At 57.3% G+C, this 14,729-nt stretch carries 15 protein-coding genes; 5 read left to right on the forward strand and 10 right to left on the reverse strand.

The features are described 5' to 3' along the window. Positions 1-97: 97 nt before the first annotated feature. The 6 genes from msrQ to ACXPVS_RS12065 all read right to left on the reverse strand — a co-directional run bounded on the left by msrQ (position 98) and on the right by ACXPVS_RS12065 (position 6,072). Positions 98-718, reverse strand: coding sequence for a protein-methionine-sulfoxide reductase heme-binding subunit MsrQ (gene msrQ / locus ACXPVS_RS12040; protein WP_458510136.1), 621 nt, complete (start codon positions 716-718; stop codon positions 98-100). Beyond that, on the reverse strand, positions 718-1,731 hold the full coding sequence (gene msrP / locus ACXPVS_RS12045; RefSeq protein WP_458510137.1) for a protein-methionine-sulfoxide reductase catalytic subunit MsrP: 1,014 nt from the start codon (positions 1,729-1,731) through the stop codon (positions 718-720). The genes msrQ and msrP overlap by 1 nt, the downstream gene beginning before the upstream one ends. A 58-nt stretch (positions 1,732-1,789) precedes the next feature. Beyond that, the gene (pssA, locus tag ACXPVS_RS12050) at positions 1,790-2,644 is read right to left on the reverse strand and encodes a CDP-diacylglycerol--serine O-phosphatidyltransferase (RefSeq protein WP_008156794.1); all 855 of its coding nucleotides are present in this window, start codon (positions 2,642-2,644) and stop codon (positions 1,790-1,792) included. A gap of 144 nt (positions 2,645-2,788) precedes the next feature. Next, positions 2,789-3,805 carry a ketol-acid reductoisomerase gene (ilvC, locus tag ACXPVS_RS12055; protein WP_458510138.1) on the reverse strand — a complete coding sequence of 339 codons (1,017 nt, stop codon included), beginning with the start codon at positions 3,803-3,805 and terminating at the stop codon, positions 2,789-2,791. A 48-nt stretch (positions 3,806-3,853) separates the two neighbouring features. After that, positions 3,854-4,345 (reverse strand): acetolactate synthase small subunit, encoded by a 492-nt coding sequence (gene ilvN, locus ACXPVS_RS12060; RefSeq protein ID WP_003176102.1) that lies wholly within the window; start codon positions 4,343-4,345, stop codon positions 3,854-3,856. Between the two features lie 2 nt (positions 4,346-4,347). Beyond that, positions 4,348-6,072 (reverse strand): acetolactate synthase 3 large subunit, encoded by a 1,725-nt coding sequence (locus ACXPVS_RS12065; RefSeq protein ID WP_458510139.1) that lies wholly within the window; start codon positions 6,070-6,072, stop codon positions 4,348-4,350. A gap of 399 nt (positions 6,073-6,471) precedes the next feature. Between ACXPVS_RS12065 and ACXPVS_RS12070 the strand changes: the two genes are divergently transcribed. After that, positions 6,472-6,771 (forward strand): DUF4124 domain-containing protein, encoded by a 300-nt coding sequence (locus tag ACXPVS_RS12070; protein WP_458510140.1) that lies wholly within the window; start codon positions 6,472-6,474, stop codon positions 6,769-6,771. A 17-nt stretch (positions 6,772-6,788) separates the two neighbouring features. Here ACXPVS_RS12070 and ACXPVS_RS12075 read toward each other — a convergent pair whose 3' ends face one another. Genes ACXPVS_RS12075 through mrcB form a run of 3 tightly spaced genes read right to left on the reverse strand, consistent with a single transcriptional unit; the run spans position 6,789 to position 10,199 of the window. Next, positions 6,789-7,124, reverse strand: a complete 336-nt coding sequence (locus ACXPVS_RS12075; protein ID WP_458510141.1) for a YqcC family protein — start codon at positions 7,122-7,124, stop codon at positions 6,789-6,791. Continuing rightward, complete coding sequence (locus tag ACXPVS_RS12080) at positions 7,124-7,858, reverse strand: tetratricopeptide repeat protein (protein WP_458510142.1); 735 nt, start codon at positions 7,856-7,858, stop codon at positions 7,124-7,126. Before ACXPVS_RS12080 ends, ACXPVS_RS12075 begins: the two co-directional genes overlap by 1 nt. 16 nt (positions 7,859-7,874) lie before the next feature. Next, complete coding sequence (gene mrcB, locus ACXPVS_RS12085; RefSeq protein WP_458510143.1) at positions 7,875-10,199, reverse strand: penicillin-binding protein 1B; 2,325 nt, start codon at positions 10,197-10,199, stop codon at positions 7,875-7,877. 118 nt (positions 10,200-10,317) lie between these two features. Between mrcB and ACXPVS_RS12090 the strand changes: the two genes are divergently transcribed. The 4 genes from ACXPVS_RS12090 (at position 10,318) to ACXPVS_RS12105 (ending at position 13,644) form a co-directional block, all read left to right on the forward strand. Next, positions 10,318-11,874: a bifunctional aminoglycoside phosphotransferase/ATP-binding protein gene (locus ACXPVS_RS12090; protein WP_458510144.1), complete on the forward strand. Its 1,557-nt coding sequence runs from the start codon at positions 10,318-10,320 to the stop codon at positions 11,872-11,874. A gap of 91 nt (positions 11,875-11,965) precedes the next feature. After that, a complete protein-coding gene (locus ACXPVS_RS12095) occupies positions 11,966-12,310 on the forward strand; it encodes a pentapeptide repeat-containing protein (RefSeq protein WP_458510145.1) in 345 nt (114 codons plus the stop codon). Positions 12,311-12,555: 245 nt separating this feature from the next. Further along, entirely contained in the window at positions 12,556-12,828 is a 273-nt protein-coding gene (locus ACXPVS_RS12100) for a TfoX/Sxy family protein (RefSeq protein ID WP_003228231.1), read from the forward strand. A 15-nt stretch (positions 12,829-12,843) separates the two neighbouring features. After that, entirely contained in the window at positions 12,844-13,644 is an 801-nt protein-coding gene (locus ACXPVS_RS12105; RefSeq protein WP_458510146.1) for a Crp/Fnr family transcriptional regulator, read from the forward strand. Positions 13,645-13,877: 233 nt separating this feature from the next. Here ACXPVS_RS12105 and ACXPVS_RS12110 read toward each other — a convergent pair whose 3' ends face one another. Then, on the reverse strand, positions 13,878-14,729 hold the full coding sequence (locus ACXPVS_RS12110; protein WP_458510147.1) for a ChaN family lipoprotein: 852 nt from the start codon (positions 14,727-14,729) through the stop codon (positions 13,878-13,880).

Below are 14,729 nucleotides of genomic sequence, written 5' to 3' on the forward strand. Positions count from 1 at the left end.
AACCGCATAACTCTTTGTTTACCAAGGAGTTTTCCGTTTCGACTGCGCCGGAAGTGGGGCGAATTATAGACGTCCAGAATCTGCCGTCAACTCTTAATTACGCTTTTCGTGCAGAAGGTGTCTTGGGGGCTATTAATCGGGGAATTCGGCGGGTTACGGGGGGTAGTCGCAACACTAATAGCAATACACCTAAAGAGGCGTAAACCGCCCACTCCTTAAGATCAGCGCGCACGATCCACAACATATGCAGCAATCCAAGCCCGAGAACCACATAGGCAAGACGATGTAATTTCTTCCAGCTAGAACCCAAACGGCGCTGACTATAACGATTTGAGGTCACCGCCAAGGCCAATAAACACAGAAACCCAAGCGCCCCGACAATAATGTACGGCCGTTTGAGTAACTCAACACCCAATTGCGACCAATCAAAGCCGAGGATGAACGCCGCATACCCACTCAGATGCAAAACCACATAAGCGAAGCACCACAACCCCAGCTGCCGCCGGACAGCAACCCATCCCGCCCAACCGGTAAGCTTCTGCAGAGGCGTCATACTTAAAGTAATGAGTAGCAGGACAAGCGTCCCCAACCCCAACCGATCAACCAGCACTTTACCCGGATCAGGCCCCAGCACATCCCCCCAGGCCTGATACAACCAAAGCAGCGGCCAGACCGCAGCCGATACAAAGACGCCCATTCGCCAAAACGGAAATCGCATCAGTAGTTCTTCCGCAAATCGAGCCCTGTATATAAGGAGGCGACTTCATCCGAGTAGCCATTGAACATCTGTGTATCCCGCACATTGGGCTTGAACAATCCACTCGGCAAACGCCGCTCACGCGCCTGAGTCCAACGCGGATGGTCGACCGCAGGATTCACGTTCGCATAAAAACCATACTCATCCGAAGCAATGCCCTGCCAGGTGGTTTTCGGCTGTTCACTAACCAGACTGATCCGCACGATGGATTTGATGCTCTTGAAACCGTACTTCCAAGGAACCACCAAACGCAGAGGCGCGCCGTTCTGATTCGGCAACTCCCGCCCGTACATACCCACGGCAAGAATCGCCAACGGATTCATCGCCTCATCCAGGCGCAGCCCTTCTACATATGGCCAGTCAATCAAGGCAAAGCCGGAACGTTGCCCCGGCATGCTCTTGGGATCTTCCAGGGTTTCGAAGCGAATGAATTTGGCATTGGACGTCGGCTCAACTTCCTTGAGCAAGGCCGAGATGGGAAATCCGATCCATGGAATGACCATCGACCAGGCCTCCACACAGCGAAGACGGTAGATACGCTCCTCCAACTGATAAGGCTTCATGAAGTCTTCCAATGCGTACCGCCCAGGCTTGCCCACCTCCCCGTCCACCACCACGCTCCAGGGTTCGGTTTTCAGCGCGCCTGCGTTGGCGGCAGGGTCACCTTTATCGGTGCCGAACTCATAGAAGTTGTTGTAATGAGTCGCGTCCTTGAATGGCGTGATCGCCTCATCGTTGACGTTGACCGCCCCCCATTTGGTAGCAGGCAGTTTTTTGGCAAACCAGGAAGGCGCCTTGCCAGGCTCGACATCCGCATAACGCGCAGCATCGGCAGCACTGACCCAACGCGGCAAGCCGCTAACAGCCAAACCGGCAACGGCAGCTCCCAATACGTTGCGGCGAGATAGATAGAGGGATTCTGGCGTGACATCCGACTCATGACAGTCAGACGCTCTGGAAATTTTGATCAGCATGACAACTCCGCAGCATCGGAGAACAGATGCACCAATAGACTGCGGAGTATGAGGGAAGCTAAGCGTTTTTGTGCCGACGAAGTCGTAACAAATATTGAACCGGGCCAGAGGCTGCATAAGCGAGGAAAACCAGCAGCAGGATACGCGGCGGATCACTGAACACTACGGCAAACACCAACACCACCGCGAGGATGGCCACGAAAGGTACGCGCCCCTTCAAATCCAGTTCCTTGAAGCTGTTGTACTTGATGTTGCTGACCATCAGCATGCCGGCGGCAGCGACCATCAGCGCAACCAGGAAGGACATCTTCGAGCCCTGAATCCCGTAATCACTGAACGCCCAGACAATGCCTGCAACCACACCGGCAGCAGCCGGACTGGCCAGACCAATGAAGTAGCGCTTGTCCGCAGTACCGACCTGGGTATTGAACCGCGCCAGACGCAACGCTGCACCGGCTACATAAATGAAAGCAACCATCCAGCCGACCTTACCCATATCGCCTAAGGCCCAACCGAATGCCAACAATGCTGGCGCAACACCAAAGGCGACCATGTCGGACAGCGAGTCATACTCGGCACCGAAGGCGCTCTGGGTATTGGTCATACGGGCAACGCGACCATCGAGGCCGTCGAGCACCATCGCGACAAAAATCGCGATCGCTGCAAAAGCAAAATACTTGCTCGCACCAATCGAATCACCGGCACTCAAGGCGCTCTGGGCGCTCATTGAGTTGATGATGGAATAAAACCCTGCAAACAGATTCGCAGTAGTAAACAGGTTCGGCAGAAGATAGATACCACGATGCCGGACTTTACGACCTTCAGCGTCATGCCCTTCCTCGATGTGCTCATCGATGGGCAGCAGGCTTTCGGCGTCAGAAGCCTGGTTTGGCTCTTCGGGACGTTCGCTCATGGACATTACCTTGCAACGGGGTGGAAAGTTTGGACAGGTGTCTGGGACGACGGTTCGGCCGCAAACGATGCAGCTTTATACCAGAACCAGCCACCCAAACGAAAAAACGCGGCCTAGGCCGCGTTTTTCGTACAAGTGCGCGACTTAGTTTTTAGCTTTGTCGACGATCTTGTTGGCACCGATCCACGGCATCATGGAACGCAGTTGCTCGCCGATGATTTCGATGCCGTGAGCGGCGTTGTTACGACGCTTGGCGGTCATCGAAGGATAGCCGGTAGCGCCTTCGCTGATGAACATCTTGGCGTATTCGCCGTCCTGAATACGTTTCAGGGCGTTGCGCATGGCCTGACGGGATTCGGCGTTGATCACTTCCGGACCCGTCACGTACTCGCCGTATTCAGCGTTGTTGGAGATCGAGTAGTTCATGTTGGCGATACCGCCTTCGTACATGAGATCAACGATCAGTTTCAGTTCGTGCAGGCATTCGAAGTAGGCCATTTCCGGCGCGTAGCCAGCTTCAACCAGGGTTTCGAAACCGGCTTTAACCAGCTCAACGGTACCGCCACACAGAACGGCTTGTTCGCCGAACAGGTCGGTTTCAGTCTCGTCCTTGAAGGTGGTTTCGATGATGCCGGTACGACCGCCACCAACGCCAGCAGCGTAGGACAACGCAACGTTTTTGGCGTTGCCGGAAGCATCCTGATAGATAGCGATCAGGTCAGGGATACCGCCGCCTTTGACGAACTCGGAACGCACGGTGTGGCCCGGAGCTTTTGGCGCGATCATGATCACGTCGAGGTCAGCGCGCGGAACAACCTGGTTGTAGTGGATCGCGAAGCCGTGGGAGAAGGCCAGCGTGGCGCCTTTCTTGATGTTCGGCTCGATTTCGTTGTTGTACAGAGCGGACTGGAACTCGTCCGGGGTCAGGATCATGACCAGGTCGGCGGCCGCAACAGCAGATGCAACGTCAGTCACTTTCAAGCCGTGAGCTTCGGCTTTGGCAACAGTCGCCGAACCTTTACGCAGGCCAACAGTCACGTCAACGCCGGAGTCTTTCAGGTTGCACGCCTGAGCGTGGCCTTGGGAACCGTAACCGATGATGGCAACTTTCTTGCCCTGGATGATCGACAGGTCGCAGTCTTTTTCGTAATAAACTTTCATGAAATTCCCCTATATATCCAGGCCGTTCAGGCCATTCGCTAATTTGGTTTAGATGCTGAGTACTTTGTCGCCGCGGGCAATACCGGTTACGCCGCTACGGACGGTTTCCAGAATCGAGGCGGTGCCGATGGACTGAATGAAGCTGTCGAGCTTGTCGCTGGTACCGGTCAGTTGAACGGTATACACGCTGGCGCTGACATCAACGATCTGCCCACGATAGATATCGGTGGTGCGTTTGATCTCGGCACGCTGGGCGCCGGTGGCCTTGACCTTGACCAGCATCAGTTCGCGCTCGATGTGAGCACTCTCCGACAGGTCGACCAGTTTGACCACTTCGATCAACTTGTTCAGGTTCTTGGTGATCTGCTCGATCACTTCATCGTGACCCACGGTGGTCAACGTCAGACGCGACAAAGTCGGGTCTTCGGTAGGTGCCACGGTCAGGCTTTCGATGTTGTAGTTGCGCTGCGAGAACAGGCCGACTACACGAGACAGAGCGCCGGGTTCGTTTTCCAGAAGCAGGGAAATAATATGCCGCATGATTAAGTACGCTCCGTCTTGCTCAGCCACATATCGCGCATGGAGCCGTCTTTGATCTGCATCGGGTAGACGTGCTCGCTGGTGTCGACCGACACATCGAGGATCACCAGGCGATCCTTCATGGCAAACGCCTCTTCCATCTTCGACTTCAAATCTTTCGAGTCGGTGATGCGCATGCCGACGTGACCATAGGCCTCTGCCAGCTTGACGAAGTCAGGCAGCGACTCCATGTAGGAATGCGAGTGACGGCTGCCATAGCTCATGTCTTGCCACTGGCGAACCATACCCAAAACGCCGTTGTTCAGGATGACGATTTTGACCGGCAAGCCATATTGCAGACAGGTGGACAGTTCCTGAATGTTCATCTGGATACTGCCCTCGCCCGTCACACAGACGACGTCGGCATCCGGGAAGCTCAGCTTGATACCCATGGCCGCCGGAAAACCGAAACCCATGGTCCCCAGGCCACCGGAGTTGATCCAGCGGTTCGGCTTGTTGAACGTGTAGTACTGCGCCGCGAACATTTGATGCTGGCCCACGTCGGAGGCCACAAAGGCATCGCCCTTGGTGACTTCGCATAGGGTTTCGATCACGGTTTGCGGCTTGATGACGCTGCCGTCACCCTTGTCGTAAGGGAACAGACCGCGGTCGCCGCGCCACTCATCAACTTGCTTCCACCAACTGGCAACGGACTCCTTGTTCGGGGTCTCGCCGATTTCCTTGAGGATCGCGACCATCTCGGTCAAGACGCTCTCGACCGGACCGACGATAGGCACGTCTGCCTTGATAGTCTTGGAGATCGAAGCCGGGTCGATGTCGATGTGAATGATCTTGGCATTCGGGCAGAACTTGGCCGGGCCGTTGATCACGCGGTCATCGAAACGAGCGCCGACTGCAAGGATCACGTCGGCATGGTGCATCGCCAGGTTAGCGGTGTAACTGCCGTGCATGCCGAGCATGCCGATAAACTGACGGTCGGTGCCAGGGTAGGCACCCAAACCCATCAGGGTATTGGTCACTGGCAGGTTGAGCATCTTCGCCAGCTCGGTCAGCGGTGCGGAACCACCACCGAGAATCACGCCGCCGCCTGCGTACATCACAGGACGCTTGGCCGCCAGGAGCATTTCTGCCGCCTTGCGGATTTGCCCGGAGTGACCGCGAACGGCCGGGCTGTAGGAACGCAGCTTGGCTTTTTTCGGGAAGATGTATTCGAACTTCTCGGCCGGGTTGGTCATGTCTTTCGGGATATCGACAACGACCGGACCAGGACGACCGGATTGCGCGAGGTAGAACGCTTTCTTCATGACTTCCGGGATTTCCGACGCGTGCTTGATCATGAAGCTGTGCTTCACGATCGGCCGGGAGATACCGATCATGTCGGTTTCCTGGAACGCATCGGTGCCCACCATGGTGCTAGGCACCTGGCCGGAAATGACCACCATCGGGATGGAGTCCATGTAGGCCGTGGCAATACCGGTAATAGCGTTGGTTGCGCCCGGGCCGGAGGTCACCAGCACCACGCCGGCTTTACCGGTGGCACGGGCATAGCCGTCAGCCATATGGGTCGCAGCCTGTTCGTGCCGAACCAGGATGTGGGTCACTTCCGGTTCTTTGAACAGGGCATCGTAAACATGAAGAAGAGCACCACCCGGGTACCCGTAGATATATTTGACGCCTTCGTCACGCAAAAAGCGGACGAGCATCTCACCGCCAGATAAAAGCTCCACGTTGTTCACCTCTAAAACGCCAGAATACCGCCCACATAAAAGGGGACGGGTCTTAATAGGTTTACTTCTCAGCAGAGCATGAGCGACGGTGGTCGCCGACTACGTCAGCACTGACTGAGCAAGTTTGGGATCGTCCCAAGTGTTGCGGGCCTTTCCCACCCAGCGCGAGGTAACGCGTTGCGGGTGTAACAAGTCGGCGCGGATGTGCGCCTCATGATCTGCTGAGCGGGCCTGCTTCTGGCAGTCCCTCTACAGCGGACTTTGGATTCTTCTGTTTCGTCCTCTCCAAGTCAAGTCGTCTATGTGCTTTATTGAACTAAGCACATGAGAAAGCAAGAAAAAACCGCTAAACAGCGACTGTGTTAGCTTCAATTGCGCAACCCAATACAAGGAAATGGCATGCGAACGTTTTTCCTGACCGTCAGCCTGCTGATTGGCATCAGCTCTATGTGCATGGCCGCGCAGATCTACAAATGGGTCGATGTCCAGGGCGTTACCCACTTTGACGCCCAACCGCCCCAAGATCAGCAAGCCCAGCTAAAGGCATTCTGCGAACAGGCGCGGACGAACCTGGCTCAACTGCAGAACAACCCGCGAATACGAGAGGATGTCGAAGGCGAGATGCGCCGCCTGACCGACCAGCAGCGGCAGGCGCGCATTAGCGAAGCACAGAAACAGATTGCGGATAACTGCCAGTAGACACTGGCAGTTTTGATTCAGCGAGAAGCGGTGATCAGCAGATCAAACTCTTTGAGCAGCACCTGCAACTGCCGGTCCTTGCCCTGAACATTACGGGCGGCGAAGACCATTTCGGCCATCTCCTGAATTCCCGAAGCGTTTGGCAAAGGCAGGTCCTGCTCGAGGATCACCTTCATCCGCGCAAGGAAGATCCATTGCAGCCACTGCTCGAAATCCAGCGTATCGACCGAGAATGGTTCGACACTGCAAAGCGCTTCGGCGGAGGGCGAGACCTCGTCCCACCAACCCTGTACCCGCAGCTCGCGCTCGATCAAGAGCAACTGTTCGGCAACCTTCGCAAAGCGTGCATCCATCACAGCGAAACCTTGGCCTTCTGACGGGCCAATGCTGCGCCAGCAGAGTCACCCTGTTTCTCACGCGCCTGAGCGATCAATTCCCACAGACTGGCCTGAAGTGCCGGACGACCGTTGGCGAAAGTCAGGCCACGACGAGCAAACTGCTCGGCTTGTGGCGCATCGCCTTGAGCCATTCGCACCTGAGCCAGACGATAAAGCACTTGTGGCTCACGCGGCGCAACACGCTGGGCGCGCTCGAGGCTGGAGGAGGCACCGTTGAGATCACCGCTCGCCTGTTGCTGTTGAGCGGTAGTCAGCAAGGCCAGAACCGGACCGTCCAATTGCTCGTCGGCAGACAAGCCACCGGAGCTCGCCGAAGGAATCCCGCTCGGCGTCGACGGCATGCTGTAACTGCCCTGATTGATCGGTGCAGACTGCACCGGCGCGGTATCGATCGGCCCCGGGGTAATCGGGCCTGGCGTGATCGGCGCCGTGCTGATCGGTGCCGACGTCACTGCGCCGCCACCTGGGACCATCACGATGACGCCGGTATCACCTTGTGGAATCGCCTGAGTCTGGGCTTGCGCAGGACGTTTAGTCGTCGTCTGACGGAAACCGCCAGTCGCCGAAACCCGCTCACTGTTCGAAACGGCGCTACCGGAATCCACAACCGGAATCGACCCGCGTTGTACGGAGGAGCAACCGCTGAGCAAAGCCACGGCGGTAACCGCTGGAATCAACCACTTGTTCACTTGAAACCCTCTTTGCTTAATTCATCCAGCCTTTGACCCAATCCATCACCGTTTCGCCGGAAGCAGGGCTTTCGCCACCGCAAGCGGCACCGGGAGGCGGTTCGCTGCCGCGAATATACGGCATCTGCACCGCGCCTGGGCAGTTGGCATCAGAGCCTTGTCCGGTACGCGAATCGACCCAGGCCTGAACAATGTTGTCTGGTTGCGGCATGTCCAGCGGCAAAGGATCGGCCTTGCGCATGAAACTGGTCCAGACCTGCAGCGCACCGCTGGCGCCGGTGAACGGAGTCTTGCCATTGTCATCGCGACCCAACCAGACCACTGCCAGCAGGTCCTGACTGAAACCGGCAAACCAGCTATCCCGGGAATCGTTACTGGTGCCGGTCTTGCCGGCCAGGGTCAGGGTTTTCGGCAACACGCTGTAAACCGAACGGCCGGTACCTTCACGCATGACCCGCTGCATAGCGTTCTGGACCAGGTAAATGGAGGCCGGATCGAAGCGCTGCTGAATCTGGAACGGATAACGTTTGAGCGGTTCGCCTTCAGCGGTCAATACACTACGGATCCCGCGCATCGGCGTATTGAAACCACCGTTGGCCAGGGTCTGGTACATAGTCGCCACTTCGATCGGGGTCAGTGCCCCAGCGCCCAGCAACATCGAGGGGAACGCCGGAAATTCGCGACTCACACCGAGACGCGCCAGGGTTTTCAGGACATTCGGCACGCCCACTGCCAACCCAAGACGCGCGGTCGTCAGGTTGTAGGACTGCGCCAGGCCCTGATACAGGAATACGGTGCCATGGGAACGGCGATCGTAGTTCTGCGGCTTCCAGACTTGACCGTCCGCGCCTTTGACCGAGAAGGAATCGTCCGACAGCCAACTGGTCAAGGTGTACTGGCTCGGCTTCTCAAGGGCTGTCAGATAAACCGCCGGTTTGATCAAAGAACCGATCGGTCGCACAGCATCCAGCGCACGGTTGAAGCCGGCAAAACTTGCCTGACGACTGCCAATCATGGCCTGGACTTCACCGGTTTCCGGGTTTGTCACGACCATGGCGGCTTCAACCTCGTCGGCCCCCTTGCGCCGGGAGAGTCTCTTGAAGGTGTCGCTGACCGACGCCTCGGCTTTCATCTGCAGGATCGGGTCGAAACTGGTAAAAATTCGCAGGCCTTCTTCTGTCAGGTCTTCGTCGCGATAGTCTTCGCGCAGCTGACGTTTGACCAGATCGATAAACCCCGGGAACGAACTGTCGGCCAGCTTGCCGCGTGTCGTCACACCCAATGGCATTTTCTTCGCTGCATCGACCTGCTCGGCAGTGGCGACACCTTGCTGCTCAAGCACGTCGAGTATCAGATTGCGCCGCTCAAGCGCCCGCTCGGGGTTGCGACGCGGGTTGTAATAGGACGGCCCCTTGACCATGCCCACCAGCAACGCAACCTGATGCAGTTTCAACTCAGACAGCGGCTGCCCGAAGAAGAACTGACTGGCCAGGCCGAAACCGTGCACCGCGCGCTGGCCATCCTGACCGACGAACACTTCGTTAAGGTATGCCTCAAGAATTTCCCGTTTGTCGTAATGCAGCTCAAGCAGCATTGCCATCATGGCTTCGGTGAGTTTTCGGGTCAGGCTGCGCTCGCTGGTCAGGAAAAAGTTCTTAACCAACTGCTGGGTCAGCGTACTGCCGCCCTGGGTCATCTTGCCGCCAGAGGTGTTGACGTAGATGGCGCGGGCAATCGACTTGGGCGACACGCCCCAGTGGCTGTAGAAATCGCGGTCTTCCACAGCGACGAGCGTTTCCAGCAGATACGGCGGCACCTGATCGATCTTGATCAGAATGCGGTCTTCAAGGTTTTTCGGGTAAATCCCGCCGATCAGCAGCGGCTCCAGCCGTACGACCGAAAGCTTGGAACCGTTGGTCGCCGAGAGCTCGGCAACATAGTCGCCGGAGAAACGCACACGCACAGGCTGTGGTTTCTCCATGCCTTCATAGAACTGGAAACCACGGGTATTCAAGTCGACGGTATTGCCGTTGACCGCTGCGGCACCGGGGCCGTTGCTCACGGCTTCGCGGCGATAGCCCAAGGCATCGAGCTCGGTGAGGAAGTCATCCTTGCTCAATTTCTGGCCGGTAAACAGCTCCAGCGGGCGCGCATACACCTTGGCCGGGATGGTCCAGCGCTTGCCGGAGAACTTCTCCTGGACGATCGCGTCGAAGTAAACCGCGAACCCGGCCAGCACTACAAGGCCGACCAGACTGAGTTTAAAGGTCCAGCCCAGCCAGGGGCGCAGGCCCTTGGAAGGTGGTTTTTTTGGCGTGCGGGGGGATCGAGTACGAGTCATGGCGGCGGATTATACGCACTTTATTCATACTCAACAGGAGCCCTCCGAGGTTTGCGTCAGACGGACTTGCGGCCATAATGACGGCCGTGAATTTTCCCCAGACTCTGAAGGATCGCCTGTGAGCCAGACCCTGATCGCCGCCCTGCAAAACCCGGCCCTCTACCCGCATCCCGTAGACGGGTTCCAGGTCATCGAAACCCATATTTCCTGGGTAATCCTCACTGGCCCTTTTGCTTATAAAGTGAAGAAGCCTGTGAATTTCGGCTTCCTGGATTTCACCAACCTCGACGCTCGCAAGCATTTTTGCGGGGAAGAGCTGCGTCTTAACCAGCGCCTGACCAACGATTTGTACCTCGAAGTATTGCCAATCACCGGCAGCGCCGAAGCCCCACAACTGGATGGCGACGGCCCGGTCGTCGATTACGCACTGAAAATGCGTCAATTCCCACAGAGCCAGCTGCTCAGCACGCTGCAAGCCAACGGCGAATTGACCCCCATGCACATCGACGAGATGGCCGCGCAGATCGCCCAATTCCACCTCAGCGCACCAAAAGTGCCTGCCGAACACGAAGCGGGCACGCCGGACAGCGTGATGGCACCGGTACGCCAGAATTTCGATCAGATTCGCCCGTTTCTCAGCGACAAGGCCGATCTGCTGCAACTTGATGCGCTTCAAGCCTGGGCCGAAAGCAGCTTCGAACGCCTCAAGCCACTGTTCGCGCAGCGCAAGGCCGAAGGTTTCATCCGCGAATGCCACGGTGACATCCACCTGGGCAATGCCACCGTGATTGACGGCAAGGTCGTGATCTTCGACTGCATCGAGTTCAACGAACCGTTCCGCTTCACCGACGTTTATGCCGACACGGGCTTCCTGGCGATGGACCTGGAAGACCGTGGCCTGAAGAGCCTGGCGCGCCGCTTCATCAGCCAATACCTGGAATTGACCGGCGATTACCAGGGTCTTGAGTTGCTGAACTTCTATAAAGCCTACCGCGCACTGGTTCGCGCCAAAGTCAGCCTGTTCAGCATGCCGGCCGAGGCCGACCCGGTGCAGCGAGCCACCACCCTGCGCCAGTACCGCAATTACGCCAACCTGGCGGAAAGCTACAGCACCATTCCTTCGCGCTTCATGGCCATCACCCACGGTGTTTCTGCCGTCGGCAAGAGCCACGTGGCCATGCGTCTGGTGGAAGCATTGGGCGCCATTCGCCTGCGTTCCGATGTAGAGCGCAAACGTCTGTTCGGCGAGCAAACCGTGCCAAACGACCCTCAGGCCGGCATCTATAGCGTCGACGCCAGCGCCGCCACTTACACCCGCCTGCATGAAGTTGGCGCAGTGATCCTGCGTGCTGGCTTCCCTGTGGTGATCGATGCGACGTACCTCAAGCGCGACCAGCGTGACGGTGCAGCGAAAATCGCCGAAGCCACCGGCGCGCCATTCCTGATCCTCGACTGCAATGCGCCGCAAGCGGTGATCGAGAGCTGGCTGGCCCTGCGTCAGGCCGACAAAAAGGACCCGTCCGACGCCAATCTGACGGTTATCGAAGCCCAGCAAGCGACTCGCGAGGCTCTGACGCCAGCAGAGATTCTCTGCAGCAAACGCGTTCAGACCAATGAAAGCGGAACCCTCGATACAGTCGTCGCACAGATTCGCCAGCGTCTGCCCGGCCTGTAAGAAATTATTTCAGCCGTGAAGCCTTCGCCGGCTTCACGGCTGCCAAATAGTGGCACTATACTGGCGTCATAAAACCAACAGGTGATCTGACATGACCCCGCCGAAACTTCTCGACACCCCGCTTTATGCTTTGCTGCACAAAGACGACATCACGGGCTTCAACAGCGAGCGCCCAAAAGACGGACCAATCGACATGGTCGGTGGCGATTTCAGGGGGTTGGACCTGCGTGAACTGAACGCCGACAGCGTCGACTTTACCGATGCCTATTTCCGCTCCGCTGACTTGCGCGGCATCGACTTTCGTAACGCCTCGCTGGAAGGCGCGAGCCTTGCTCATGCACAGATCTCCGGCGCCTACTTCCCGCCAGAGCTGAGTGCTGACGAGATCCTGATGTCGATGAATTTCGGTACACGCCTGCGTTATCGCACCCGCTAAAAGCGACGTTTAACTGACCCGTTCAGCGCCCCCGCATTGCGCTGAACGCAGGGCATATTTTGCCCGGAATCCTGATTCCACCGCCCTCTCTTCCTACCGCGTTCGCGGACTTCCCCGCAGGTTTAAGACTTCGCTTCTTAGAAGCTTTTGCATCAAAACCGACCAAACAATCACGCTTTTCCTACTGATGGCTACACTCCTCAGAAGCTCGCCCACGCACCGCTCGGCCGTCGCAAGGAGGCTTGATGAATGATGAACTGCAGCACCTGAAGAATCTTGGCAAGACGTCGGCGCAATGGCTGCATGCCGTGGGCATCCACAGCGCCTCGGACTTGCGTCGCCTGGGGGCGGTGGATGCTTATCGCGCCGTGCGCACGCGCGGGTTTCGGGCGTCCAAAGTGTTGTTGTATGCCATCGAAGGAGCCCTGATGGATGTGCACTGGAATGACATTCCCGCCGAGCGCAAGGACGCCTTGAACAAACAGCTGGAAGCTATCTCGTCACGTCACAAGAACTGAACGGACGCAGCAGCCATGTACCTACTTGGGGAACAACCGGCTTACGCCGATGCGCTGATCAACCGATTGCAACATCTTCCCGTCCGACTGCTGGAAGGTTTGATGCCGTGCGGACCAACCCTGGAATTTTCAACTGTCGATGACCTGGCAGCCCTGTTACCCGGCAACCAACTGTTTGTGCTGAAAAATGGTCTGCTGCATGGGTGCATCGACGAGCGGGCATTGTTCTATCTGCACGAGGGAGATCTGATCGGCTTGCGCCAGGGCACAGAGCTGCCGCGTTGCCGTTTTCGCAGCGATAGCCCGTTAGCACTGACGCCTTATCTGCGATCCGAGGTTTTTCAGCATATTTATGCCGATCCGGAGCGGTCGGAGTTGTTCCTTAAATATATGTCCGGTCAGTCCGCCCTGCTGTCCGACGCACTCGCTCGCCTGAAACGCCCTGAGTTTCGAAGCACCAATGGTTTTCAGCGCGTGGCCAATGGCGAAGTGTTGATCCGTCAGGGCGAAGACGCGGATCACGTATTCGTCATCATCGATGGCCATGCCGAAGCCTTTGTCGACGGGCATAAAGTCGGCGATATACCCAAGGACGAGATTTTTGGCGCCATGGCGGTGTTTACCGGCGAGAAGCGTAATGCCAGCGTGATCACCAGCGAACCCAGCACTGTCATGCTGATCCCCAAGGACCAGTTTCTCAGCCTGACCCAAAGCAATCCCAAGATCGCCCATAGCCTGATCGAGAGCATGGCCCGACGTATCGACCTGCTGAACAAGCAGATCATTCAACTGAACTCACTCAACCGCACAGGCTGAACCCCAATGATTACGGGCATTTCAAGCGATCGGGTAGCGCATCCCATAGAACTGAAAAATCAGAGATTGACTTGGTAATGAGAATCGCTATGATTAGCACAACTGGTCGCGAGACTGGTCGATATTTGAAAAGCCCTTGGTTCGGACTCTCAGATATCTCCTCATCAGGCTAATCACGGTTATTTGACCCGGCTCTTGCCGGGTCTTTTTTTGCCTGGAGAAAAATCGTTCATTCACTTGCCAAATTGCTTACGCATTTGCGCGCAGTAGTCCTGCGCGGGTTTGGCAGGCGTGTACCAGACGTAATCCGCCATGGCCGGTGTGACCTCGCTACCCTGCTCCGCCAGCATCAACACTGCGGGCGCCTGAAGCTCTCCCAGATCAAGCACATGAATCGGCACGCCGACATCCTTGCGCGCATGGTAAGCGCCAGCAAACAGCAGGGAAGGCGTAGGCGCAGCCAGCAAGCGCTCACCCATCCGTCGGTCACGTTGCTGCTGAACCGCCAGCATCGCCGGCATCTGCGATTTAGGCAGCAGGCCACAGTGGGAGTCGCTGACGTCCTTCAGCAACGCCTCCTTGACTGAAGCTGCGTTGGAGCGCGAACCGCCCAATGTCGCAGGGGTGGCGTAATCGGCACGGACTTCAAGCGTGTCCAGATTGGCTGCCAGCAGCGGGTACGGCTGGGACAGCGCGAAGCGAACGATCGGCCCGTACAGGTTCCAATCCCACCCCGACTGCCAGGCTAATGCACCGGGCAGATCCGCCGGTGGTGTCGAGGCGTGACGAACGTCATCGACGCGCAGCTGTTGATCCGGCGTAAGCATTTCCAGCAGCAGACTGCCTTGAGGTCGTCGCTCACCCAGCGACTGCAATATCCACAACTGCAGGTGATGGTGATCGCCATTGTCATGTTGCTCGCCCACGATCAGCCTCGAAGGCTTCTCCAACCGTTTAACCAGTTCCTCTGCCGTGAGGGTCTGACCGCTGCGCAAGTCCCGGATCTCGCCACCCACCGGCGGTGGAGTCGAAACATGCTGACAGGCACTCAGCAACAGCAAGGCCAGCATCAAAATCCCACGCAT

The sequence above is a fragment of the Pseudomonas sp. Ma2-10 genome (genome assembly GCF_054330215.1).

Excerpts from the sequence above, each read along its gene's own strand:
- msrQ (WP_458510136.1), bottom strand. The coding sequence starts at position 718 with ATGCGATTTCCGTTTTGGCGAATGGGCGTCTTTGTATCGGCTGCGGTC.
- msrP (WP_458510137.1), bottom strand. The coding sequence starts at position 1,731 with ATGCTGATCAAAATTTCCAGAGCGTCTGACTGTCATGAGTCGGATGTC.
- pssA (WP_008156794.1), bottom strand. The coding sequence starts at position 2,644 with ATGAGCGAACGTCCCGAAGAGCCAAACCAGGCTTCTGACGCCGAAAGC.
- ilvC (WP_458510138.1), bottom strand. The coding sequence starts at position 3,805 with ATGAAAGTTTATTACGAAAAAGACTGCGACCTGTCGATCATCCAGGGC.
- ilvN (WP_003176102.1), bottom strand. The coding sequence starts at position 4,345 with ATGCGGCATATTATTTCCCTGCTTCTGGAAAACGAACCCGGCGCTCTG.
- ACXPVS_RS12070 (WP_458510140.1), top strand. The coding sequence starts at position 6,472 with ATGCGAACGTTTTTCCTGACCGTCAGCCTGCTGATTGGCATCAGCTCT.
- ACXPVS_RS12075 (WP_458510141.1), bottom strand. The coding sequence starts at position 7,124 with ATGGATGCACGCTTTGCGAAGGTTGCCGAACAGTTGCTCTTGATCGAG.
- mrcB (WP_458510143.1), bottom strand. The coding sequence starts at position 10,199 with ATGACTCGTACTCGATCCCCCCGCACGCCAAAAAAACCACCTTCCAAG.
- ACXPVS_RS12095 (WP_458510145.1), top strand. The coding sequence starts at position 11,966 with ATGACCCCGCCGAAACTTCTCGACACCCCGCTTTATGCTTTGCTGCAC.
- ACXPVS_RS12100 (WP_003228231.1), top strand. The coding sequence starts at position 12,556 with ATGAATGATGAACTGCAGCACCTGAAGAATCTTGGCAAGACGTCGGCG.
- ACXPVS_RS12105 (WP_458510146.1), top strand. The coding sequence starts at position 12,844 with ATGTACCTACTTGGGGAACAACCGGCTTACGCCGATGCGCTGATCAAC.
- ACXPVS_RS12110 (WP_458510147.1), bottom strand. The coding sequence starts at position 14,729 with ATGCGTGGGATTTTGATGCTGGCCTTGCTGTTGCTGAGTGCCTGTCAG.